The organism is Streptomyces orinoci, from assembly GCF_003121295.1.
In the GTDB taxonomy this organism is placed as follows: Bacteria; Actinomycetota; Actinomycetes; order Streptomycetales; family Streptomycetaceae; genus Streptomyces; species Streptomyces orinoci.
Map to the genome: position 1 here is coordinate 100,067 of NZ_PHNC01000009.1, position 26,411 is coordinate 126,477.

The following is a 26,411-nucleotide window of genomic DNA, read 5'->3' on the forward strand; positions in this document are numbered from 1 at the left end:
ATATCCCACCCCGCGACGTGCCCGCCCAGTTCCCTGCAAGTGCGAATGGATGCTGCTCCCATGGCGAATGAAGACAAGCTTCGCGCATACCTCCGGCGAGTGACCGCCGAGCTCGACGAGGCGCACGACCGGCTGCGCGAGGCCACCGACAAGGAGCAGGAGCCGATCGCGATCGTGGCGATGAGCTGCCGCTTCCCCGGGGGCATCAGCTCCCCGGAGGAGCTGTGGCGACTCCTCGTCACCGGCTCGGACGCCATCACCCCGCTGCCCGCGGACCGCGGCTGGGATCTGGACGGCCTCTACGACCCGGACCCGGACGCCTCGGGCAAGTCCTATGTCCGCAGCGGCGGATTCCTGCACGACGCAGGGGAGTTCGATGCCGGATTCTTTGGGATCAGCCCGCGTGAGGCGCTGGCGATGGACCCGCAGCAGCGGCTGCTGCTGGAAACCTCCTGGGAGGTCATCGAACGGGCGGGAATCGACCCCGCCGCACTCAAGGGCAGCCAGACCGCCGTATTCGCCGGAATCAGCAGCCAGGACTATGCGGCACTCTTCGGGACGGCGCCCGGCGAGGCAGAAGGCTATGTGGGCACCGGCACTTCGGGCAGTGTGCTCTCCGGCCGGGTCGCCTACACCCTCGGCCTGGAAGGCCCGGCGGTCACCGTGGACACGGCGTGCTCGTCCTCGCTGGTGGCCCTCCATCTGGCCGCCCACGCGCTGCGGAAGGGCGAATGCTCGCTCGCCCTGGCGGGCGGTGTGACGGTCATGGCAACCCCCGGTGGGCTGGTGGAGTTCTCCCGGCAGCGCGGTGTCGCGGCGGACGGCCGGTCCAAGGCGTTCGCCGCCGCCGCGGACGGTATGGGCATGGCCGAGGGCGTCGGCATGCTGCTGCTGGAGCGGCTCTCCGACGCCCGGCGCAACGGCCATCAGGTGCTGGCCGTGGTGCGCGGCTCGGCGGTCAACCAGGACGGTGCGTCCAACGGTCTGACGGCCCCCAACGGCCCCTCTCAACAGCGGGTGATCCGGCAGGCGTTGGCCAACGCCCGGCTCACCGCCTCCGACATCGACGCGGTGGAGGCGCATGGCACCGGCACCAAGCTGGGCGACCCGATCGAGGCGCAGGCACTGCAGGCCACCTATGGCCAGGACCGGCCCGAGGACCGGCCGGTGTGGCTGGGCTCGGTGAAGTCCAACATCGGTCACACCCAGGGTGCCGCGGGCGTGGCCGGTGTGATCAAGATGGTGATGGCGATGCGGCACGGAGTACTGCCGCAGACCCTGCACATCGATGAGCCCACACCACAGGTGGACTGGTCGGCGGGCAGGATGGAACTGTTGACCAAGGCCCGTCAGTGGCCGGCGTCGGATCGTCCGCGCCGGGCGGCGGTGTCCTCGTTCGGCATCAGCGGCACCAACGCCCATGTGGTGCTTGAGCAGGCGCAGGACGAGCCCGCTTCCGAGGCGGCGCCGGTGACGGTGGGGACACCGGTGGTGCCATGGGTGCTGTCCGGCAGGACCGAAGACGCGCTGAGGGCGCAGGCGCGGCGGCTGCGCGCCCATCTGCTGGACACGCCGGGGCCGAACCCCGCAAGCGTGGGATTGTCCCTGGCCGCCTCGCGCACGGCCATGGAACACCGGGCCGCCGTGGTCGGCGGGGGGCGGGACGAACTCCTCGCCGGACTGGCGGCGTTGGCCGAAGGCCAGGGGGCGCCGGGCCTGTTCCAGGGCGTGGCCACCGAAGACGGCCGGGCCGCCTTCCTGTTCACCGGCCAGGGCGCCCAGCGGGCCGGTATGGGACGGGAGTTGTACACGGCGTTCCCGGTGTTCGCCGCCGCCTTCGACGCGGTGTGCGCGGAGTTCGACGGCACCTTGGACCGGCCACTGCGCGAGGTGGTGTTCGCCGGGGACGGCCAGGACCCGCTCAACCGCACGGAGTTCACCCAGGCGGCGCTGTTCGCCCTGGAGGTGGCCCTCTACCGGCTCCTGGAGTCCTGGGGCGTCCGGCCGCAGGCGCTCCTCGGCCACTCGATCGGCGAGTTGGCCGCTGCGCATGTGGCGGGAGTGTGGTCGCTGGCGGATGCGTGTGTGCTGGTGGCGGCGCGTGGCCGTCTGATGCAGGCGCTGCCGGCCGGTGGTGCGATGGTCGCCGTCCAGGCAACGGAGGCAGAAGCTCTCCAGGCGCTGGACGCCTACGAGGACCGGGTGTCGGTTGCTGCGGTCAACGGTCCGTCGTCCGTGGTGATTTCGGGTGACGAGGACGCGGTCGTGGAGATCGCGGAGGGTTTCCGGGCCGAGGGTCGTAAGACGAAGCGGCTGACAGTCTCGCATGCGTTCCATTCGCCGCGTATGGAGCCGATGCTGGCCGACTTCCGTCGGGTCGCCGAGAGCCTGTCGTACCAGGCGCCACGTATCCCGGTCGTATCCAACGTCACCGGCAAGCTCGCCACCGCCGAGGAGTTGTGCGCTCCCGAGTACTGGGTGCGGCATGTCCGCGAGGCCGTCCGATTCGCCGACGGCATCCGCACCTTGGCCGACCAGGGTGTGACCACGTTCATCGAACTGGGCCCGGACGGCGTGCTCTCCGCCATGGGACAGGACAGCGCCGACGCGCTGTTCGTACCGGTCCTGCGCACCGACCGCGCCGAGGCGTTCACCCTGACCGCCGCCGTCGCGCAGGCCCACACACAGGGCGTCCAGGTGGACTGGACGCGGCTGTTCGCCGGGCGCGGAGCGGTACAGGTCGATTTGCCCACCTACGCCTTCCAACGCGCCCGTTACTGGCCCGAAGCCACCGTGGAGACGGGCACGGCCGACCTTGCGGACGCCGCGTTCTGGGATGCCGTGGAGCGTGCCGATGTGGCGGCGTTCGCCGATGCACTGGAGGTCGGTGAGGAAGAGCGGTCCTCGCTGAGCGCCATGCTGCCGGTGCTGTCCTCCTGGCGGCAGCGGCATCGCACTCAGTCCGTGGTGGACTCCTGGCGCTACCGCATCGTCTGGAAGCCGGTGACGCACGCCACCGAACCGGTACAGCTCGCGGGAAGTTGGATCGTGCTGCTGCCGCAGGACCGGCCCGAGGTGGCCGCCGCGGTCCTGGACGCACTGAGTGTCTCCGGCGCCGAGCCGATACCGGTCGAGGTCGCCATGGCCGACTGCACCGTCACCTCGCTGCTCCCGCACCTGCGCGCGATGGCCGCCGAAACCCCTTCGGTCACCGGTGTGTTGTCCTTCCTGGCACTGGACGAAACCCCGCACCCGGAGCACCCCGAGGTCGCCTCCGGCCTGGCGGCCACGATGGAGCTGGTACGGGCCCTCGGCGCCGCCGAGATCACGGCGCCACTGTGGTGCCTGACCCAGGGCGCGGTGTCGGTGGGCCGGGCCGACCGGCCGGCCGGCCCGGCACAGGCCCAGACGTGGGGACTCGGCCGGGTGGTGGCCCTGGAACACCCCGACCGCTGGGGCGGCCTGCTCGACCTGCCCGAAGCACTGGACGAGCGGTCGCTGACCCGGGTGCTGCGGATACTGGCCGAGCACGGCACCGAGGACCAGGTCGCGGTGCGCGCCTCGGGCGTGTTCGTCCGACGGCTGGCCCGCGCCCCCCGCTCCGAGTCGGCCGTCACCCCATGGCGGCCGCGCGGCACCGTACTGGTGACCGGCGGTACCGGGGCGCTGGGCGCGCACTTCGCCCGCTGGCTCGCCCGCAACGGCGCCGAACACCTGATCCTCACCAGCCGCCGGGGACTCGCCGCGGCCGGCGCGGAGGAACTGCGCCAGGAGCTGACCGAGCTCGGCGCGGCGGTGACCGTGGCGGCCTGCGATGTGGCCGACCGCGACGCGCTGGCGCGGCTGCTCGCCGCGGTGCCCGCCGAGCTGCCGCTCAGCGCGGTGGTGCACGCCGCGGGCGCCGGCCAGTTCACCCAGGTCGCCGACACCGACCTGGCCGAGCTCGCCGATGTGCTGCGTGCCAAGGTGGCCGGTGCCCGCAACCTGGACGAACTGCTCGGTGATACACCACTGGACGCCTTTGTCCTGTACTCCTCCATCTCCGCCGTCTGGGGCAGTGGTGGCAACGGCGCCTATGCGGCCGCCAACGCCTACCTGGACGCCCTCGCCGAGCAGCGCCGGGACCGCGGCCTCAACGCCACCTCGGTGGCCTGGGGTCCATGGAGCGGCGGTGGCATGGCCGAGGGAGGGGCCGAGGACCATCTGCGCCGCCGCGGCCTGCCCGCGCTCGACCCCGAACTGGGCGTCGCCGCGCTGCGCCAGGCCGTCGAGCACGGTGACCTGGCGGTGGCCGTCGCCGATGTCCACTGGGACCGCTTCCTGACCGGCTTCACCGCAGTACGCCCCAGCCCCCTCCTCGGTGACCTGCCCGAGGTCCGCGGTGCCGTGGTCACGGATGTCGCACCGGAAGACGACGACTCGGACCTGCTGCGGCGCCTGACCGCGCTCCCCGAGGCCGAACAGCGCCGCCTGCTGCTGGACTTGGTGCGCACCGAGACGGCCGGCGTCCTGGGCCATGCCTCGGCGGACGCGGTGGATCAGGGGCGCGCCTTCCGGGAGCTCGGCTTTGACTCGCTGACCGCGGTGGAACTCCGCAACCGGCTGAACACCCACACCGGGCTGCGGCTCTCCGCCACCCTGGTCTTCGACCATCCGACCCCCACCGTGCTGGCCGCGCACATCCACGATGAGCTGCTCGGCCGCGCGGACCAGGTACACACCGCTCTGCCCGCGACCGCCGCGCACACCGATGAGCCGATCGCCATCGTGGGCATGGCCTGCCGCTACCCGGGCGGTGTCAGCTCTCCCGAGGACCTGTGGCGGCTGGTGGCCGCCGGCCTGGACGGCATCGGGGAGTTCCCCACCGACCGTGGCTGGGACCTGGACGCGGTGTACCACCCGGACCCCGAACACCCCGGGACCTCATACGCCCGCGAGGGCGGCTTCCTCTATGACGCCGGGGACTTCGACCCCGGAATGTTCGGCATCTCGCCGCGCGAGGCGGCGGCGATGGACCCCCAGCAGCGGCTGCTGCTGGAAGCCTCCTGGGAGGCCGTGGAACGGGCGGGCATCGACCCGACCTCGCTCAAGGGCAGTCAGGGCGGCGTATTCGTCGGCTCCAGCTACCAGGGGTACGGCATCGGCGGCCGCCAGGGCGACGACTCGGCCGAGTACTCGCTCACCGACATCTCGACCAGCGTCGCCTCCGGCCGGATCGCCTACGCCCTCGGGCTGGAAGGCCCCGCGGTGACCGTGGACACGGCCTGCTCCTCCTCCCTGGTGGCACTGCATCTGGCCGCGCAGGCGCTGCGGTCGGGGGAGTGCTCGCTGGCACTGGTCGGTGGCGTCGCGGTGATGCCGACCGCCGGCAGCTTTGTGGAGTTCTCCCGGCAGCGTGGTCTCGCCGCGGACGGCCGGTGCAAGTCGTTCGCCGACGCGGCGGACGGCACCGGCTGGGGCGAGGGCGTCGGCATGCTCCTGGTGGAGCGGCTCTCGGACGCCCAGCGCAACGGCCACCGGGTACTGGCGGTGGTACGCGGCAGCGCCGTCAACCAGGATGGTGCGAGCAACGGGCTGAGCGCCCCCAATGGTCCGGCCCAGCAGCGGGTGATCCGGCGGGCGTTGGACAGCGCCGGACTGTCCACGGCGGACGTCGATGTGGTGGAGGCGCATGGCACCGGCACGCGGCTGGGCGATCCGATCGAGGCGCAGGCGCTGCTGGCCACCTATGGCCAGGACCGGCCCGAGGACCGGCCGTTGTGGCTGGGTTCCATCAAGTCCAACATCGGGCACACCCAAGCCGCTTCGGGCGTGGCCGGTGTCATCAAGATGGTGATGGCGCTGCGGCACGGCATGCTGCCACGGACTCTCCATGTGGACGCGCCTTCCTCGCAGGTGGACTGGTCGGCGGGTGCGGTGGAGTTGCTGACCGAGGCCCGTGACTGGCCGGAGACCGGCCGTCCGCGTCGCGCGGCGGTGTCCTCCTTCGGCATCAGTGGCACCAATGCGCACACCATCATCGAGCAGGCACCGGACGCCGCGACGACCGCACCGGTCGCACCCGTGGTGACCTCGCCGGTGATCCCCTGGGTACTGTCCGGCCGGACCGAGGCCGCCCTGCGCGCACAGGCACAGCGGCTGACGGAGTGGCTGGAGACACACCCTGAGGACGAACTCGTCGATGTGGGCCATGCGTTGGCCACCTCACGGGCGGCGCTGGAACACCGGGCCGGTCTGGTCGCGACCAACCGGGACGATTTCCTCGCCGCACTGACGGAACTGGCCGAGGGCCGGAACACGCCGAGGCTGGCGCGAGGCTCGATATCCGACGGTGGTCGGGTCGCCTTCCTGTTCACGGGGCAGGGTGCGCAGCGGGTGGGGATGGGCCGGGAGTTGTATGCGGCGTTCCCGGTGTTCGCCGAGGCGTTTGACGCGGTGTGTGCGGAGTTCGACCGCGAGTTGGACCGTCCGTTGCGTGAGGTGGTGTTCGGCGAGGCGGAGTTGATCGACCGGACTGTTTACGCTCAGGCGGCGTTGTTCGCGGTTGAGGTGGCGTTGTTCCGCCTGGTGGAGTCGTGGGGGATTAGGCCGGATTATCTGGCGGGTCATTCCATCGGTGAGTTGTCGGCCGCGTATGTGGCGGGTGTGTGGTCGCTGGCTGATGCGTGTGCGTTGGTGGCGGCGCGTGGCCGTCTGATGCAGGCGCTGCCCGAGGGCGGCGCGATGGTTGCGGTACAGGCCACCGAGGCCGAGGTTGTCGCGGCGCTTGCCGGGCGCGAGGGCGCGGTGTCGATCGCCGCCGTCAATGGCCCGTCGTCCGTGGTGATTTCGGGTGATGACGACGTGGTCGTGGAGATCGCGTCGGGTTTTGAGCAGCAGGGTCGTAAGACGAAGCGGCTGACGGTCTCGCATGCGTTCCATTCGCCGCGTATGGAGCCGATGCTGGACGAGTTCCGTCGGGTCGCCGAGAGCCTGTCGTATCAGGCGCCGCGTATCCCGGTCGTATCGAACGTCACCGGCAAGCTCGCCACCGCCGAGGAGGTGTGTGCTCCGGAGTACTGGGTGCGGCATGTCCGGGAGGCGGTCCGATTCGCCGACGGAATAGGCATGTTGGCCGCCCATGGCGTTGGGACGCTGATCGAGCTGGGCCCGGACGGGGTGCTCTCCGCCATGGGCCAGGAGTCGCTGCCCGAGGCCGTGTTCGTGCCCGTACTTCGTGCCGACCGGCCCGAGGCTCATACCCTCACCACCGCGGTCACCCGGGCCCACGTCCGGGGCATTCCCGTTGACTGGGCACAGGTCTTCGCGGGCCGGGGCGCCCGGTCGGTGGAGCTGCCGACCTATGCCTTCCAACGGCAGCGGTATTGGACGGCATTGGAGGCGGCCGGAGTCGTCGACCGGGTGGATCCGGTAGATGCCGCCTTCTGGGACGCCGTCGAGCGGGCCGATGTGGCCACCGTCGCCGGGACCCTGCAGATCGACGCGGCCGAGCGGGACTCGCTGAGCGCGGTACTGCCGGTGCTGTCCGCCTGGCGCAAGCGGCACCGTACCCAGTCGGTCGTGGACTCCTGGCGCTACCGGATCACTTGGAAGCCGGTGCCGGAGGCTGCCGCCGCCGCGCTGTCCGGAACCTGGATCGTGGTGGTGCCCGAGGGCCGGCAGAGCCATCAGTGGGTTGAGGCGGTTGTGCCCGCGATGAACGCGCGCGGGGCGCGGAGCGTGGTCCTGACCGTCGGCGAGGCCGAGACCGATCGTGCGGGGCTGGCCCGACGGCTGTCCGAGACCGACGGGCCGGTCGCCGGAGTGCTGTCGTTCCTCGCGTTGGACGAGACCGCCCAGTCGCGCCACCCCGGGGTGACCGCGGGCCTGTGGTCCACCCTGGAACTGGTCAGGGCCCTCGGCGACGCGGACATCGCGGCACCGCTGTGGTGTCTGACCCGTGGCGCGGTCTCGGTGGGCCGCTCCGACCGGCTGGCGAGTGTGGCGCAGGCACAGACCTGGGGGCTCGGCAGGGTGGTGGGACTTGAACACCCCGACCGCTGGGGCGGTCTGGTTGACGTTCCCGAGACGGTGGACGAGTACGCGCTGCGGCGGCTGGTCGGTGTGCTGGCCGGGATCGGTGACGAGGACCAGCTGGCGGTGCGCGCCTCGGGCGTGTTCGTCCGACGGCTCGGCCACGCTCCCCGGCCGGAGACGGCCGAGACCCCGTGGCGGCCGCGTGGCACCGTGCTGGTGACCGGCGGTACCGGCGCGCTGGGCGCCGAGGTCGCCCGCTGGCTGGCCCGTAACGGAGCCGAACGCCTCCTCCTGACCAGCCGCCGGGGCATCGCGGCCGAGGGCGCGGTGGAACTATGCGAGGAGTTGACCGGGCTCGGTGCCCAGGTGACGGTGGCGGCCTGCGATGTCGCAGATCGGGACGCGCTGGCGAGCCTGCTGGCCGAACTGCCCGCCGACCAGCCGGTGCGGGCGGTCGTACACGCCGCCGGTATCGGCCAGTTCACCCCGCTCGCCGAAATGGGCGGCGAGGAATTCGCGGACGTGGTGACCGGTAAGGTCGCCGGCGCCCGCAACCTGGACGAGCTGCTGTACGACACGCCGCTGGACGCGTTCATTCTGTTCTCCTCCATCTCCGGCATCTGGGGCAGCGGAGGCCAGGGCGCCTATGCCGCGGCCAATGCCTACCTGGACGCCCTGGCCCAGCAGCGCCGGGAACGTGGACAGGCCGCGACCGCGCTCGCCTGGGGGCCATGGGCGGAGGTGGGCCTGGCAGCGGCCAACGCGGTCAGCGAGGCGCACCTGCGACGGGGCGGGCTGCTGCCGCTGTCCCCGCAACTGGCCATCGCCGCGCTCCAGCAGGCCATGGATGCCGACGATGCCGCGCTGGCCATCGCCGACGTGGTGTGGGAGCAGTTCCTGCCCGGCTTCGCCGTCGCCCGGCCCCGTCCGCTCATCGGCGATCTGCCGGATGTCCGGAAGGCGCTGGACGCCGAAGCACGGCAGCACAGCCCGGCCACCGAGGACTCGGCACTGCTACGCCGACTGCGCGGCCTGTCCGAGGCGGAGCGCGGCCGGGCGCTGTCCGAGCTGGTACGTACCGAAGTGGCGGGCGTGCTGGGACACACGTCGCCGAACGAGGTGGCGGCCGAGCGCCCGTTCAAGGAGCTCGGCTTCGACTCGCTGACCGCGGTCGAATTCCGTAACCGGCTGAACTCCGCCACCGGCCTGAGCCTCCCCTCGACCCTGGTGTACGACTTCCCCACCGCGGCCGTACTGGCCGAGCATCTGGGGCGGGAACTCCAGGGCACCGACGCGGCGGCCGCCGCCCCCGAGACGGTCGTCGCCGTACAGTCCGACGAGCCGATCGCCATCGTGGGCATGGCCTGCCGCTACCCGGGCGGCGTCAGCTCTCCCGAGGACCTGTGGCGACTGGTGGCCAACGGCGCCGACGGCATCGGTGAATTCCCCACCGACCGTGGCTGGGACCTGGACGGGCTCTACGACCCGGACCCCGACCACCCCGGGACCGCCTATGTCCGCAAGGGCGGCTTCCTCTACCGGGCGGGGGACTTCGACGCCGGAATGTTCGGCATCTCGCCGCGTGAGGCGACGGCGATGGACCCACAGCAGCGACTGCTGCTGGAAACCTCCTGGGAGGCCATCGAGAACGCCGGCATCGCCCCGTCCACCCTGAAGGGCAGCCGGACCGGAGTATTCGCCGGATCCGGATACCAGGGCTATGGCGCCGGCTTCGACAACGCCGCGGAGGGCGTTGAGGGCTACGCCATGACCGGCACCTCGGCCAGTGTGGTCTCCGGCCGGGTGGCCTACACCTTCGGCCTCGAAGGCCCTGCCGTGACGGTGGACACCGCCTGCTCCTCCTCGCTGGTGGCGCTGCACCTGGCGGTGCAGGCGCTGCGCTCGGGCGAGTGCACGCTGGCGCTGGCGGGTGGTGTGACGGTGATGCCGACCGCGGGCACCTTTGTGGAGTTCTCCCGGCAGCGTGGTCTCGCCGCGGACGGCCGGTGCAAGTCGTTCGCCGACGCGGCGGACGGCACCGGCTGGGGCGAGGGCGTCGGCGTACTGCTGGTGGAGCGCCTGTCCGATGCGCGACGCCATGGCCACCGGGTGCTGGCCGTGGTGCGTGGTTCGGCGGTCAACCAGGACGGTGCGTCCAACGGTCTGACGGCGCCCAACGGCCCCTCTCAACAGCGGGTGATCCGCCAGGCGTTGGCCGGTGCGGGCTTGTCCACGGCGGATATCGACGCGGTGGAGGCGCACGGTACGGGTACCCGGCTGGGCGACCCGATCGAGGCGCAGGCGCTGTTGGCCACCTATGGCCAGGACCGGCCCGAGGGCCGGCCGTTGTGGCTGGGGTCGGTGAAGTCCAACATCGGCCATGCGCAGGCCGCCGCGGGTGTGGCCGGTGTGATCAAGATGGTGATGGCGATGCGGCACGGAGTACTGCCGCGGACCCTGCATGTGGACGCCCCTTCCTCGCAGGTGGACTGGTCGGCGGGTGCGGTGGAGTTGCTGACCGAGGCCCGTGACTGGCCGGAGACCGGCCGTCCGCGTCGCGCGGCGGTGTCCTCCTTCGGCATCAGTGGCACCAATGCGCACACGGTGCTGGAGCAGGCGCCGCAGGAAGAGCCCGCCGACGCGCCGGAACCGGTGACGGTGATGTCGCCGGTGGTGCCCTGGGTCCTTTCCGGCAAGACCGGCAAGGCCCTTGGGGCCCAGGCCGAGCGGCTGCGTGCCCATGTACTGGACCAGCCCGAGCTCGAGCCGATCGATGTGGCACTGTCCCTGGCGACCTCCCGGGCAGCCCTGGAACACCGGGCCGCGGTGGTCGCCTCAAGCCGGGACGAACTTCTGGCCGGCCTGACCTCACTGATCGAGGACGGGTCCGCGCCGGGGCTGATCCAGGGAACTGCCTCGGGCGAGGGCCGGGTTGGGTTCTTGTTCACGGGGCAGGGTGCGCAGCGGGTGGGGATGGGCCGGGAGTTGTATGAAACGTTCCCGGTGTTCGCCGAGGCCTTTGACGCGGTGTGTGCGGAGTTCGACCGCGAGTTGGACCGTCCGCTGCGTGAGGTGGTGTTCGGCGGGGTCGGGTTGATCGACCGGACGGTTTACGCTCAGGCGGCGTTGTTCGCGGTTGAGGTGGCGTTGTTCCGCCTGGTGGAGTCGTGGGGGATTGCGCCGGATTATCTGGCGGGCCACTCGATCGGTGAGCTGGCCGCTGCTCATGTGGCGGGTGTGTGGTCGTTGGCGGATGCGTGTGTGCTGGTGGCGGCGCGTGGCCGGCTGATGCAGGCGCTGCCTGAGGGTGGTGCGATGGTGGCTGTCCAGGCCACCGAGGCCGAGGTCCTGGAGGTGCTGGCCGGCTACCAGGGCCGGGTGTCGATCGCCGCCGTCAATGGCCCGTCGTCCGTGGTGATTTCGGGTGACGAGGACGCGGTTGTCGAGTTGGCGGCCGGGTTTGTGGAGCAGGGTCGTAAGACCAAGCGCCTGACGGTGTCGCATGCGTTCCATTCGCCCCGTATGGAGCCGATGCTGGCCGAGTTCCGCCGGGTCGCCGAAAGCCTGTCGTACGAGGCGCCGCGTATCCCGGTCGTATCCAACGTCACCGGCAAGCTCGCCACCGCCGAGGAGTTGTGCGCTCCGGAGTACTGGGTGCGGCATGTCCGCGAGGCCGTCCGGTTCGCCGACGGCATACGCGCGTTGGCCGGCCAGGGCGTGACCACGTTCATCGAACTGGGCCCGGACGGCGTGCTCTCGGCGATGAGCCAGGAGTCCCTGCCCGATGACATCGACACGCTGAGTGTGCCGCTGTTGCGCGCCGGCCGTCCGGAGGCCGAGAGCCTGACCGCCGCCGTCGCCACCGCCCATGTGCGGGGCCTGCGGGTGGACTGGGCGGAGTTCTTCGCGGGCCGGGGCGGCAACCAGGTGGAGTTGCCGACCTACGCCTTCCAGCACCAGCGGTACTGGCTGGAAGTCGGGGTGTCGGCGAGCAATGTCGAGCTGGCGGGCATGAGCGCGGCGGACCACCCGCTGCTGGGTGCCGCGGTGGAGATCCCCGGCACCGGTGGGCTGTTGCTGACCGGTCGGTTGTCGCTGGACACCCACCCGTGGCTCGCCGACCATGGAGTGCTGGGCTCGGTGCTGCTGCCCGGTACGGCCTTTGTGGAGCTGGCCATCCGGGCCGGTGACCAGGTTGACTGCGGCCGCCTGGAGGAACTGACCCTGGAAGCACCGCTGCTGCTCCCCGAACGGGGCGCGGTACAGGTGCAGTTGGCGGTCGGCGAGGTGGACGGCTCGGGCCGCCGCTCGCTGAGCATCCACTCCCGGACGGTGGGGCAGCCGTGGACGCGGCACGCCAGTGGCCGGCTGGCTCCGGCCGGTCCGGCGCCGCACATGATGTCCCCGGCCTGGCCGCCGGCGGACGCGGTCCCGGTGGCGATCGAGGGCCTCTACGACGGGTTCGCCGCCGCGGGGCTGACCTATGGGCCCGCGTTCCAGGGCGTACGTGCGGTGTGGGTGCGTGCCGGTGAGGTGTTCGCCGATGTCGCGCTGGACGAGGATGTCGCCGAGGCCGCCGGTCAGTTCGGTCTGCATCCGGCGCTGCTGGACGCGGCGCTGCACGCGGTCGGGCTGGGGGACCTGATCGAGGGCACCGGTCAGGCCCGGCTGCCCTTCGCCTGGTCTGGGGTCAGCCTGCACGCCGCGGGCGCGCGGGCGGTGCGGGTGCGGCTGTCCCGCTCCGGCACGGGTGCGGACACGGTGTCGCTGACGGTCACCGATCCCGCGGGCGTCCCGGTGGCGAGCGTGGACTCGCTGTCGCTGCGACCGGTGAGCGCCGGGCAGCTGGCGGCGGCCCGGGGCGGTTTCGAGGAGTCCCTGTTCCGGCTGGAGTGGGTCCCGTTGCCCGGGCGGGCTTCCGATGCGCGGGGCGGCTCCTGGGCAATCCTGGGCGCCGATGTGTTCGGCGTCGGTACGGCCCTCGGTCCGGATGGACAGGGCCTTGCCACATACCCGGACCTGGCCGCGCTGGACGGTCCGGTGCCGGACGTGGTGTTCGCGTGTGTTGCCGGTTCCGGCGCCGCGGCCGGAGCGGTGCACCAAAGCGCGGTCACCGCACTGGAGTTGGTGCGGTCCTGGCTGGCCGATGCGCGGTTGGCGTCCGCGCGCCTGGTACTGGTGACGCGGGGCGCGGTGGCCGCCGACGCCGGGGACGGGGTGTCGGACCTGGCAGGTGCGGCGGTATGGGGACTGGTGCGCTCGGCGCAGTCGGAGAACCCGGGCCGGTTCGTCCTGCTGGATCTGGCCGGGGAAGCCATCCCGGCCGGGCTGCTGACCGCCGCCCTCGCCGCCGACGAACCCCAGCTGGCGGTGGGCCGCGATGGGGTCCGGGTGCCCAGGCTGGCCCGGGTGCCGGCCGCCGCCGATGCGACGCCGGTCGCACCGGAGGCGCCGGAGACGGATGGCACGGTGCTGGTGACCGGTGGCACCGGCGCGCTGGGCGCGGTGCTGGCCCGGCACCTGGTGACCGAGCGCGGGGTGCGCCGGCTGCTGCTGACCAGCCGCCGCGGCGAGGCATCGCCGGGCGCGGCCGAGCTGACGGCCGAACTGGCGGCGCTGGGCGCGTCGGTGCGGGTGGCCGCCGTGGACGTCGCGGACCGGGAGGCGCTGGCCGAGGTCCTGGCGGCGGTACCGGCCGAGCATCCGCTGACCGCGGTGGTGCACGCCGCCGGTATCACCGACGACGGTGTGGTCGGTTCGCTGACCCCGGAGCGGATGGCCGCGGTGCTGCGTCCCAAGGTGGACGGGGCCTGGAACCTGCATGAGCTGACCTTGGAGCTGAACCTCACCTCCTTTGTGCTGTTCTCCTCGGTCGCCGGGGTCATGGGCGGCGCCGGGCAGGGCAATTACGCGGCGGCCAACGCCTTCCTGGACGGACTGGCCCAGCACCGCGCGGCAGCCGGCCTGCCGGCCCAGTCCCTGGCCTGGGGGCCATGGGACCAGGCCGGCGGCATGGCCGATGCGCTGAGCGAGAACGACCGGCAGCGGCTGGCCCGCTCGGGCATGCACGCGCTGTCCGCCCGGCAGGGCACCACGCTGTTCGACAGCGCGACCGCGAGGGACGAGACCGTACTGGTGCCCATGCGCCTGGACCTCGGCACGCCGCCCAGCCGGCCGGACACCACTGCTGTCCCGGCCCTGCTGCGCGGTCTGGTACGGACCCCGGCCCGGCGCCTGCTGACCGCCGAGGAGCCCGTCCCGGGATCGGGCCTGGCGCAGCGGCTGGCCGGGCTCGCCCCGGCCGACCAGGAACAGCGGCTGCTGGATCTGGTGTGCACCCATGTGGCCGCGGTACTGGGCCATGCCTCCGCGGACGCGGTCGATGCCGACCAGGCGTTCCGGGAAGCCGGATTCGACTCCCTGACCGCCGTAGAGCTGCGCAACCGGCTCAACAAGGTCACCGGGCTGCGGCTGCCCGCCACCCTGGTCTTCGACTACCCCACACCACTGGTGCTGGTCCGCTTCCTGCGGGATGAACTGGTCGGTACCGATCCGGAGTTGGCGGTGACCGCCACCACTTCGGCCCCGGTGACCGACGAGCCCATCGCGATTATCGGTATGGCCTGCCGCTACCCGGGCGGGGTGGCATCCCCGGACGACCTGTGGCGGCTGGTGGCCACCGGCGGCGACGGCGTCGGTGTCTTCCCCACCGACCGGGGCTGGGACGTCGAGTACGACCCGGAGCTGTCGCGCCCCGGCACCTCGTACACCAACGAGGGCGGTTTCCTCTATGACGCGCCCCAGTTCGACCCGGCGTTCTTCGGTATCAGCCCGCGCGAGGCGCTGGTGATGGACCCGCATCAGCGGCTGCTGCTGGAAACCTCCTGGGAGGCCATCGAGCAGGCGGGCATCGACCCGACCTCGCTCAAGGGCAGCCGCACCGGTGTGTTCGCCGGAGTGATGTACCACGACTACGGGGTGCTGGTGGCGCAGGCCACCAGCGAGGACACCGAGGGCGACAACAGCATCGGCGGCACCGGCAACTCGGGCAGTGTCGCCTCCGGCCGGGTGTCCTATGTCCTCGGGCTGGAGGGCCCGGCGGTGACGATCGACACCGCGTGCTCGTCCTCGCTGGTGACCCTGCATCTGGCCGCGCAGGCGCTGCGGTCGGGGGAGTGCTCGATGGCGCTGGCCGGCGGTGTCACCGTGATGTCCACCCCCGGTACGTTTGTCGAGTTCTCCCGGCAGCGGGCGCTGTCCCCGGACGGGCGGAGCAAGGCGTTCTCCGACGCCGCCAATGGCACCGGCTGGGGCGAGGGCGTCGGCATGCTGCTGGTGGAGCGGCTGTCCGATGCCCGCCGCAACGGTCACCAGGTGCTGGCGATCGTGCGCGGCAGCGCGGTCAACCAGGACGGCGCCTCCAATGGGCTCACCGCCCCGAACGGACCGGCCCAGCAGCGGGTGATCCGCCAGGCGCTCGACAGCGCCGGACTGTCCACGGCGGACGTGGACGTGGTGGAGGCGCATGGCACCGGCACCAGGCTGGGCGACCCGATCGAGGCCCAGGCGCTGCTGGCCACCTACGGCCGGCGCGAGGCGGACACCGAGCCGCTGTTCCTCGGCTCCATCAAGTCCAACATCGGTCACACCCAGGCCGCCGCGGGCGCGGCCGGAGTGATCAAGATGGTGATGGCGATGCGGCACGGTGTACTGCCGAAGACCCTGCATGTGGACAAGCCCTCGACACAGGTTGACTGGACCGCGGGCCAGGTGTCGTTGCTGACCGAGGCCCGGGACTGGCCCGTCCTGGACCGGCCGCGCCGCGCCGCCGTCTCCTCCTTCGGCATCAGCGGCACCAACGCCCACATCATCCTGGAACAGCCCGACGCACCGGATCGGCGCCCGGCCGACGGCGAAGGGCAGGAGGACGCCACCTCGGTGGTGCCCTGGCTGCTGTCCGCGAAGACCGCGGCAGGCGTCCGCTCCCAGGCCGCCCGGCTGCGCGCCCATCTGGAGCGCCACCCGGACACCCGCCCGCTCGACCTGGGCCATTCGCTGCGCACCACCAGGACGCTGTTCGACCACCGTGCGGTCCTGATCGCCGGTGAACGGGCCGTGTTTATGGACCAGTTGGCAGCGCTCGCCGAAGGCCGGGAACTGCCCGGTCTGGTCCGGGGCGGCCCGGTGACCGCGACCCGCAACGGCCCGGTGTTCGTCTTCCCCGGCCAGGGCTCCCAGTGGCTCGGCATGGGCCTGGAACTGATGGACACCTCCCCGGCGTTCGCCGAGCGGATGACGGAGTGCGCCGCCGCGTTCACAGAGTTCCTCGACTGGTCGGTCATGGCGGTGCTGCGTGGCGAGCCCGGAGCACCGGGCCTCGACCGGGTGGACGTGGTCCAGCCGGTGCTGTTCTCGGTGATGGTCTCGCTGGCCGAACTGTGGCGCTCCTATGGGGTGCGGCCCTCGGCAGTGATCGGCCACTCCCAGGGCGAGATCGCCGCCGCCTGCTTCGCAGGCGCGCTCTCGCTGGAGGACGCGGCCCGCATCGTGGCGCTGCGCAGCCGCATGCTGGCGGAGAACCTGACCGGCCGGGGCGGCGTGGCCTCCGTGATGATCTCCGCCGAGGAGGCGGCCAGGCGCATCGCCCCCTGGGGCGAGGCACTGTCGGTGGCCGGCATCAACGGCCCCTCGCTGGTCACACTGGCGGGCGACGAAGAGGCACTGACCCAGGTCGTCGCCGAATGCGAGGCGGAGGGAATCCGGGCGCGGGTCCTCGCCGCGTCCGTCCCCAGCCACTGCCCCCAGGTCGAACCGCTCCGGGACCGGCTGCTGGAACTGCTCGCCCCGGTGTCACCCAGGTCGACCGAGATCCCGTTCTACTCGACGGTCACCGGCGAGGTCATCGACACCGCCGAGCTGAACGCCGACTACTGGTACCGCAATATGCGTGGCACGGTGCTGTTCGAGCCCACCATCCGCCGTCTGCTGGCGGACGGGCACCGGGCCTTCCTGGAATCCAGCCCGCATCCGGTGCTGACCGTCGCCCTGCAACAGATCGTGGAGCAGGCCGACACCGAGGTGGCCGTGTTCGGCACGCTCCGCCGCGACGAGGGCGGACCGGCCCGCTTCCTGACCTCGCTGGCCGAGGCCCATGTCGGCGGTGTCCCCGTCGACTGGGAACCGGTGTTCGCCGGTCGGGGCGCCCGCCAGGTCGCCCTGCCCACCTACGCCTTCCAGCACCAGCCGTACTGGCCGCAGTTGCGTCCGGCCGGCGTCGGCGATGTCACCTCGGCCGGACTGGCCGCCGCCGGCCACCCATTGCTGGGTGCCACGGTGGAACTGCCCGACTCCGGAAGCCTGTTGTTCACCGGGCGCCTGTCGCTGGAAACCCACCCCTGGCTCGCCGACCATGCCGTCGCCGGTGTGGCGCTGCTGCCCGGAACCGCCTTTGTGGAGCTGGCGATCCGCGCCGGCGACCAGGTCGGCTGCGACCGGCTGGAGGAACTGACACTGGAGAGCCCGCTGTTGCTGCCGCAGCGCGGTGCCGTCCAGGTGAGACTCACCGTCGGGGACGCCGACTCCGCGGGGCGGCGCCCGCTGAGCGTCCACTCCCGGCCCGTGGACGGCCCGGACACCGTGGCCGCCGGACCCTGGATCCGCCATGCCAACGGCCTGCTGGCGGTCGGCGGCGGGGCGGCCCCGGCCGGCACCGGTGTCTGGCCGCCCGCCGGCGCCGTCCCCATCCCGGTGGACGACCTGTATGAGCGGCTGGCGCTGACCGGCGTCAACTACGGCCCGGTGTTCCAGGGCCTGCGGGCCGTCTGGCAGGACGGCCGGGACGTGGTGGCCGAGGTGGCGCTGGACCAGGAAACCGCCGGTGACGCCGGGCTGTTCGGTCTGCACCCGGCGCTGCTGGACGCGGCGCTGCACGCCATCGGACTGGGCAGCCTGGTGGCCGACACCGGCCAGGTCCGGCTGCCGTTCTCCTGGTCCGGTGTGTCGCTGTACGCGACCGGCGCCACCGCACTGCGGGTCCGTCTGTCGTCCGCCGGCCCGGACACGGTGTCCCTCACGGTCGCCGACGGTTCGGGCGCGCCGGTCGCCTCGGTGGAGTCGCTGGTGCTGCGGCCGGTATCGGCCGAAGCGTTCGCCGGCGCACGCGGCGGTCACCACGACAAGCTGTACCGGCTCAACTGGGCCGCCCTTCCCACCCCGTCCGCGTCACCGGCCCCGGGCTCCTGGGCGGTGCTGGGCTCCGACGAACTCGGCCTGGCCGAGGGGCTCAAGGCCGCGGGCGCCCCGCCCGCTTGCTACCCGGATCTGGCCGCGCTCGGCGAGGCCATCGCCGCCGGCACCCCGGTACCGGACGTGGTGCTGGTATCCGCCGGCGGGCAGCGGACGCCGGACGCGGTACATACCGCCACGCACCACATGCTGGACCTGGTCCAGTCCTGGCTGGCGGACGCCCGCTTGGACACCGCCCGCCTGGTGGTGACGACCCGCGGCGCGGTGGCCGCGCACCCCGAGGACACCGTGCCGGACCTGTCCGGCGCCGCGGTCTGGGGGCTCGTCCGGTCGGCACAGACCGAGAACCCGGAGCGGTTTATGCTGCTGGACATCGACGACCGGGACGCGTCCTGGCGGGTGCTGCCCGCCGCGGCCACGGGCGGCGAACCCCAACTGGCCCTGCGCGACGGCACCCTGCACGCCGCCCGCCTGGGCCGGGCCGCCGCGGCCGGCGACACCGGAGCCGGCCACTCGGCCCGGCCCGACGGCACCGTCCTGATCACCGGCGGCACCGGCGCCCTCGGCAGCCTGGTGGCCCGCCACCTGGTGACCACCCGCGGTGTACGCAGCCTGCTGCTCACCAGCCGACGCGGACCGGCAGCCGACGGCGCCGCCGAACTGGCGGCGGAACTCACCGAATTGGGCGCGGCCGTGACCATCGCCGCCTGCGACACGGCCGACCGGGAAGCGCTGGCCGAACTGCTGGCGGGCATCCCGCGGGAGCATCCGCTGACCGCCGTGGTGCACGCCGCGGGCGTGCTCGACGACGGAGTGATCGGCTCGCTCACCCCGGAGCGGATGGACCGGGTGCTGCGCCCCAAGGTGGACGCGGCATGGAACCTGCATGAGCTGACCCGGGAACTTGAGCTGTCGGCCTTTGTCCTGTTCTCCTCGGCGGCCGGTGTCTTCGGTGGACCGGGCCAGGGCAACTACGCGGCGGCCAACGCCTTCCTGGACGGCCTGGCCCACCACCGCCGGGCCCAGGGGCTGGCGGCCACCTCGCTCGCCTGGGGCCTGTGGGCGGACGAGACCGGTGTCAACAGCGGCATGGCCGACAGCATCGGCGATGCCGATGTACGGCGGATGGCCCGGTCCGGCATGACCGGCCTGTCGGCCGACGAGGGCCTGGCGCTGCTGGACATGGCGGAGGCGATGGACGAGGCCCTGCTGATGCCGACCCGCCTGGACCTGGTGCCGGGCGGCGCGGCGGCGGTGCCGCCGCTGTTGCGCGATCTGGTCCGTGGACCGGTACGGCGTACCGCGCAGGCACGGACCGAGACGGACGGCACACCGCTGCGCGGCCGTCTGCTGAACGTGCCCACGGCGGACCGGATCACCGTGCTGCTGGATGTGATCCGCGCTCAGGTCGCCGACGTCCTGGGGCACACCTCCGTGGACGCCATCGAACCCGATCAGGCGTTCAATGAGCTCGGCTTCGACTCGCTGACCGCGGTGGAACTGCGCAACCGGCTCAACCAGGCCACCGGTCTCCGGCTCCCCGCCACCCTGGTCTTCGACCACCCCACCCCCGTCCGGCTCGCGGCCCAGCTACTGACCGACCTGGACCTCGAAGAGCCCACCGCCACGGCACCGCTGCTGGCGGAACTGGCCCGGATGGAAACGGCCCTCTCCGCGATCACCCCGGACGGCCTGACCGAGGTCGCCCCGGACGACACCGCATACGAGGAGGTCACCGTGCGGCTGCAGACCCTGCTCGCCAAGTGGAGCCGATTCCGCACCGAGCCGGACGACGCGGAACGCGCACGCGACCTCGAAATGGCCACCGCCGATGAGCTCTTCGACTTCATCGACGGCGAACTCGGGGAGCTGTGACCAGATGGCCCCGCAACCTAGACGACAACCCGCGAGGAGCGATGAGTCTGTGATGAACGAGGAAAAGCTCCTCAGCTATCTCCGCCGTGTGACCGCCGACCTCCAGGAGGCGCGGCTGCGGCTGCGCGAGCTGGAGTCCGGTGACCAGGAGCCCATCGCCATCGTGGGCATGGCCTGCCGCTACCCCGGTGGCGTCGGCTCCCCGGAGGACCTGTGGCGGCTGGTGTCCAACGGCACCGACGCGGTGTCCGCGCTGCCGGAGGACCGCGGCTGGGACGTGGCGAAGCTCTACGACCCCGACCCGGACCGGGTCGGTACCGCATACACACGGGAGGGCGGATTCCTCTACGACGCGGGGGAGTTCGACCCCGTACCGTTCGGCATCTCCCCGCGTGAGGCGCTGGCCACCGACCCGCAGCACCGCCTGCTGCTGGAAACCGCCTGGGAGGCGTTCGAGCGGGCCGGCCTGGACCCGACCTCGCTCAAGGGCAGCCGCACCGGCGTGTTCGCCGGGGTGATGTACCACGACTACGCGGCCCGGCTGCGCGCCGTACCGGACGATGTGGCCGGCTACATCGGCAACGGCAACTCGGGCAGCATCGCCTCCGGGCGTCTGTCGTACACCTACGGGCTGGAAGGCCCCGCCGTCACCCTCGACACCGCCTGCTCGTCCTCGCTGGTGGCGCTGCACCTCGCCGTCCAGTCACTGCGCTCCGGCGAGTGCTCGATGGCACTGGCCGGCGGGGTCTCGGTGATGTCCTCTCCGGTGACCCTGCTGGAGTTCTCCCGGCAGCGGGGACTGGCGGCGGACGGCCGGTGCAAGGCGTTCGCCGCCGCCGCGGACGGCACCGGACTGGGCGAGGGAGTGGGCATGCTGCTGCTGGAGCGGCTGTCCGACGCCCAGCGCAACGGCCGCCCGGTACTGGCCGTGGTCCGCGGCACCGCGGTCAACCAGGACGGTGCGTCCAACGGTCTGACCGCGCCCAACGGCCCCTCCCAGCAACGGGTGATCCGGCAGGCGCTGGCCGACGCCCGGCTGTCCGCCGACGAGATCGACGCCGTGGAGGCGCATGGCACCGGCACCAGGCTGGGCGATCCGATCGAGGCACAGGCGCTGCTGGCCACCTATGGTCAGGAGCGCCCGGCGGACCGTCCGCTGTGGCTCGGCTCGCTCAAGTCGAACATCGGGCACACCCAGGCGGCCGCGGGTGTGGCCGGTGTGATCAAGATGGTGATGGCGATGCGGCACGGTGCGCTGCCGCGGACCCTGCACATCGACGAGCCCTCACCGCAGGTGGACTGGTCGGCGGGCGCGGTGGAGTTGCTGACCGAGGCCCGTGACTGGCCGGAGACCGGCCGCCCGCGCCGCGCTGGCATCTCCTCGTTCGGCATCAGCGGCACCAACGCACACGCCATCGTGGAACAGGCACCGGCCGTCGCCCCCGGCGCCTCCCCGGAGCCCACCGTGCGGACCGACACGGTGCCCTGGGTGCTGACCGCCAGGTCCGAGGGCGCCCTGCGCGCCCAGGCACACCGCCTCCACACCCATCTCGCCGCCCAGCCGGACAGCGAAACCCACAACATCGGTCTGTCCCTGGTGACTTCCCGTGCCCTGATGGACCACCGCGCCGCGGTGGTGGCAGCGGACCAGGAGGCTTTCGCCGCCGCACTGGCCGCGCTCGCCGAAGGCCGGGACGTACCCGGTGTGGTACGAGGGGTCGCTTCCCGCCGCAGCAAACTGGCCGTGCTCTTTACCGGTCAGGGTGCGCAGCGGGTGGGGATGGGCCGGGAGTTGTATGCGGCGTTCCCGGTGTTCGCCGAGGCCTTTGATGCGGTGTGTGCCGAGTTCGACCGTGAGTTGGACCGTCCGCTGCGTGAGGTGGTGTTCGGCGGGGTCGGGTTGATCGACCGGACTGTTTACGCTCAGGCGGCGTTGTTCGCGGTTGAGGTGGCGTTGTTCCGCCTGGTGGAGTCGTGGGGGATTGCGCCGGATTATCTGGCGGGCCACTCGATCGGTGAGCTGGCCGCCGCGTATGTGGCGGGTGTGTGGTCGTTGGCGGATGTGTGTGTGCTGGTGGCGGCGCGTGGCCGGCTGATGCAGGCGCTGCCTGAGGGTGGTGCGATGGTGGCTGTCCAGGCCACCGAGGCCGAGGTCCTGGAGGTGCTGGCCGGCTACCGGGGCCGGGTGTCGATCGCCGCCGTCAATGGCCCGTTGTCCGTGGTGATTTCGGGTGACGAGGACGCGGTTGTCGAGTTGGCGGCCGGGTTTGTGGAGCAGGGTCGTAAGACCAAGCGCCTGACGGTGTCGCATGCGTTCCATTCGCCGCGCATGGAGCCGATGCTGGCCGACTTCCGGAAGGTCGCCGAGAGCCTGTCGTACCAGGCGCCGCGTATCCCGGTGGTATCGAATCTGACGGGTGAGCTCGCCACCGCCGAGGCGCTGTGCGCTCCGGAGTACTGGGTGCGGCATGTCCGGGAGGCTGTCCGGTTCGCCGACGGCATAGGCGCGTTGGCCGGCCAGGGCGTGACCACGTTCATCGAACTGGGCCCGGACGGCGTGCTCTCCGCCATGGGCCAGGACAGCGCCGACGCGCTGTTCGTACCGGTCCTGCGCGCCGACCGCCCCGAGGCGCACACCCTCACCACCGCGATCGCCCAGGCCCATGTGCGGGGCGCGGCCGTGGACTGGGCCCGGTTCTTCGCGGGCCGTGGTGCCCGCCGGGTGGACCTGCCCACCTACGCCTTCCAGCACGAGCGGTACTGGCTGGATGGTGGGGTTCCGGCGGGGGATGTCGAGTTCGCCGGGCTGGGACCGGCCGGTCACCCGCTGCTGGGTGCCGTCGTGGAACTGCCCGACTCCGACGGGCTGCTGCTCACCGGCCGCTTGTCGCTGAACACCCACCCGTGGCTCGCCGACCATGCCGTGGCCGGTGTGGTCCTGCTTCCCGGTACGGCCCTGGTGGACCTGGCCCTGTGCGCCGGAGACCGGCTGGGCTGCGGCCAGTTGGCCGAGCTGACCCTGCACGCTCCGCTGATCCTGCCGGAACAGGGCGCGGTCGCCCTGCAGTTGGTGGTGGGCGCGGCCGACGAGGAGGGCCGTCGGCCGGTGCGGGTGTACTCCCGTCCGGCCGGTGCCGAGACGGACCCGGAGTGGACGCTCAACGCCGAAGGGGCGCTCGCCGGCACGCCGGACGCCGCGCCCCCGTGGAGCCCGGAGGTCTGGCCGCCCATCGGAGCCGAGCCGGTGCCGCTGGACGGTTTCTATGAGCGGCTGGCCGACTCGGGGTTCGGCTACGGACCGGCCTTCCAGGGCCTGCGGGCAGCCTGGCGGCTCGGTGACGAGGTCTTCGCCGAGGTGGAGCAGCCGGACCGGACGCGGGACGCGGCCGACGGCTTTGGTATCCATCCGGCGCTGCTGGATGCGGCGATGCACGGTCTGAACCTGGGCGGGCTGTTGGCCGACACCGGCCAGGGACGGCTGCCCTTCTCCTGGAGCGGGGTGCGGCTGCACCACGTGGCCGCCACCACGCTGCGGGTGCGACTGGCCCCGGCCGGAACGGATGCGGTCTCGTTCGCGGCCGCCGACACCTCGGGCGCTCCGGTGGCGTCCGTGGCGTCACTGGTGCTGCGGCCGGTCAGCGCCGGGCAGTTGCAGGCCGGTGCCTACCGGCGGTCGCTGTTCCGGCTGGAGTGGACGCCGCTTCCGGCCGCGGACGCCGGCCCGGCCCGCGCCGGCCGGTGTGCCCTGGTAGGCCCGGAGCAGTCAGGGCTGCGCCAGGCGTTCGCGGGTGCGGGTATCCCCATCGACAGCCACCAGGACCTGGCGGCGCTGCGGGAGTCCGGCGCTACGGTCCCGGACCTGGTGCTGGCAGCAGTGCCGGGCCCGGTGGACGCCCTGGGCCCGGCGGACCGCGCGCACCGGCTGACCGGTGCCGTACTCGGCCTGTTGCAGTCCTGGCTGGCGGATGAGAGGTTCGCCTCGGCGCGGCTGGTGGTCGTCACCCAGGGCGCGATGGCCCCGGCCGTGACGGACCCGGCGGCCGCCGCCGTGTGGGGTCTGGTGCGTTCCGCGCAGGCCGAACACCCCGGTCGCTTTGCGCTGTTGGACCTGGACGGTACGGAGGAGTCCCGCGCCGCGGTGCCGTCCGCCCTCGGCCCGGACGAGCCACAGCTGATCATCCGCCGGGGCGTGGTGTCCGCCGCCCGGCTGGTACGGGCCGCGGTGGCCGCCCCGTCCGAGTCCCAGCCCGACGCGGCCGGCACCGTACTCGTCACCGGTGGCACCGGAACGCTGGGTGCCCTGGTGGCCCGGCATCTGGTCGCCGACCGTGGCGTGCGGCATCTGGTGCTCACCAGCAGGCAGGGCACCGCCGCCCCGGGCGCCGCCGGGCTGACCGCCGAACTGGCCGCGCTCGGCGCCTCGGTGACGATCGCCGCGGTCGATGTCGCCGACCGGGACGCGTTGGCGCGGGTCCTGGCCGCCATACCGGACGAGCATCCGCTGACCGGTGTGGTGCACGCCGCCGGGATCACCGACGACGGGGTGATCGGCTCGCTGACCCCGCAGCGGATGGCCGCGGTGCTGCGTCCCAAGGTGGACGGGGCCTGGAACCTGCATGAGCTGACCGCCGACGCGGACCTGTCCATGTTCGTACTGTTCTCGTCGCTGGCGGGCACGCTGGGCGGGGCCGGACAGGGCAACTACGCGGCGGCGAACGCGTTTCTGGACGCGCTGGCCCACCAACGGCGGGCGGCCGGCCGTCCCGCGGTCTCCCTGGCCTGGGGCATGTGGGCCCGGCTCAGCGGCATGACCGAAGGACTCGGCGCGGCCGAACTGCGACGGTTGCGCCGGTCGGGTCTGGGGGCGCTCTCGGACCAGGAGGGTCTGGCGCTCTTCGACGCCGCCATCGCCGGCCAGGACGCCACCCTGGTGCCCATGCGGCTCGAACTCGCCGAATCCAGCGGCGACTTGGTGCCGCCGCTGCTGCGAGACCTGGTACGGGCCCCGGTGCGCCGTACCCGGCCCGCCGCCGAGGGCGGCACCGGCGGCCTGCGGCGCGCTCTGCTGGAGCTGCCGGAGACCGAGTGGGACCGGTTCCTCGGTACGGCGGTACGCGACCAGGTGGCCGCGGTACTCGGCCATACCTCCGGGGCGGCGATCGAGGCCGACCAGCCCTTCACCGACCTGGGGTTCGACTCGCTGGCCGCCATCGAGTTGCGCAACCGGCTGATGGCGGCGGGCGGGTTCCGGCTGTCGGCGACGCTGATCTTCGATCATCCGACGCCGGGCGCGGTCGCCGCGCACCTGCGCCAACTGCTGGCGGATTCCGGTGTGCAGGACGCCGCCGACCAGGGCGGGAAGCCGACCGGTACCTCGTCCGCTCCGGCGCCGGCCGGGTCCATCGAGGCCCTGTTCCGCCAGGCATGTGACGCCGGCCAGTACCAGGACGGCGTGGAACTCCTGATGGCGGCGTCCAGGATCCGCCCCGCCTTCGACGCGGCGGACGGCGCCCGGCACGCCCCGAAACCGGTGCGGCTCTCCCGGGGCCCGGGGCGGCCGTCGCTGGTCTGCTTTGCCGCCCCGGTGGCGCTGTCCAGCGTCCACCAGTACGCGCGCTTCGCGGCGGCCTTCCAGGGCGTCTGTGATGTCTCGGTGCTGGTGCCCCCCGGCTTCGCCGAAGGGGAGGCACTGCCGCGCTCGCCCGAAGCTCTCATCGCCGCCCAGGCGGAGGCGGTGCTGGCCTGCGCCGAAGGGGGACCGGTCGCACTGGCCGGGCACTCCTCCGGAGGCTGGCTCGCCCATGCCGTGGCCGCCCGGCTGGAGAGCCTCGGGGAGAAGCTCGCCGGTGTGGTGCTGCTGGACACCTATCTGCCCGGCAACGACGCCATCCACGGCTTCGCGTCGGTCTTTATGGACAGCATGTTCGACCGGGAGGGGGTGGTGGACGGAGTGGACTTCACCAGGCTGACCGGCATGGGCGGCTACTTCCGGGTCTTCGCTGACTGGGAGCCGACCGACCTCCTCGCTCCCACCCTGTTTGTGCGCGCCGGTGAACGGATCGTCAACAAGGACCAGGCCCATGCCCCCGCCATGCAGGCCACCTGGCAACTGCCGCACACCGCGGTCGAGGTACCGGGGAACCACTGGACGATGATGGAGGAACACGCCGCCTCGGCGGCCCGGCCGGTCCTCGACTGGCTCGGCCACCCCGCCTCCTGAAGGCGCCCGGCCCTGATGAGTGCCCCGCCCCGGCATCCATACGATGCCGGGGCGG

Annotated in this window: 2 protein-coding genes; both read left to right on the plus strand. The window is 72.4% G+C overall.

What is annotated here, in order from left to right; translation table 11 throughout:
- Nucleotides 1-60 precede the first annotated feature (60 nt).
- A complete protein-coding gene (locus CV755_RS07095) occupies nucleotides 61-20,136 on the plus strand; it encodes a type I polyketide synthase (protein WP_109279315.1) in 20,076 nt (6,691 codons plus the stop codon).
- A gap of 4 nt (nucleotides 20,137-20,140) precedes the next feature.
- A complete protein-coding gene (locus CV755_RS07100) occupies nucleotides 20,141-26,356 on the plus strand; it encodes a type I polyketide synthase (protein WP_422070515.1) in 6,216 nt (2,071 codons plus the stop codon).
- The last annotated feature ends 55 nt before the right edge of the window (nucleotides 26,357-26,411 follow it).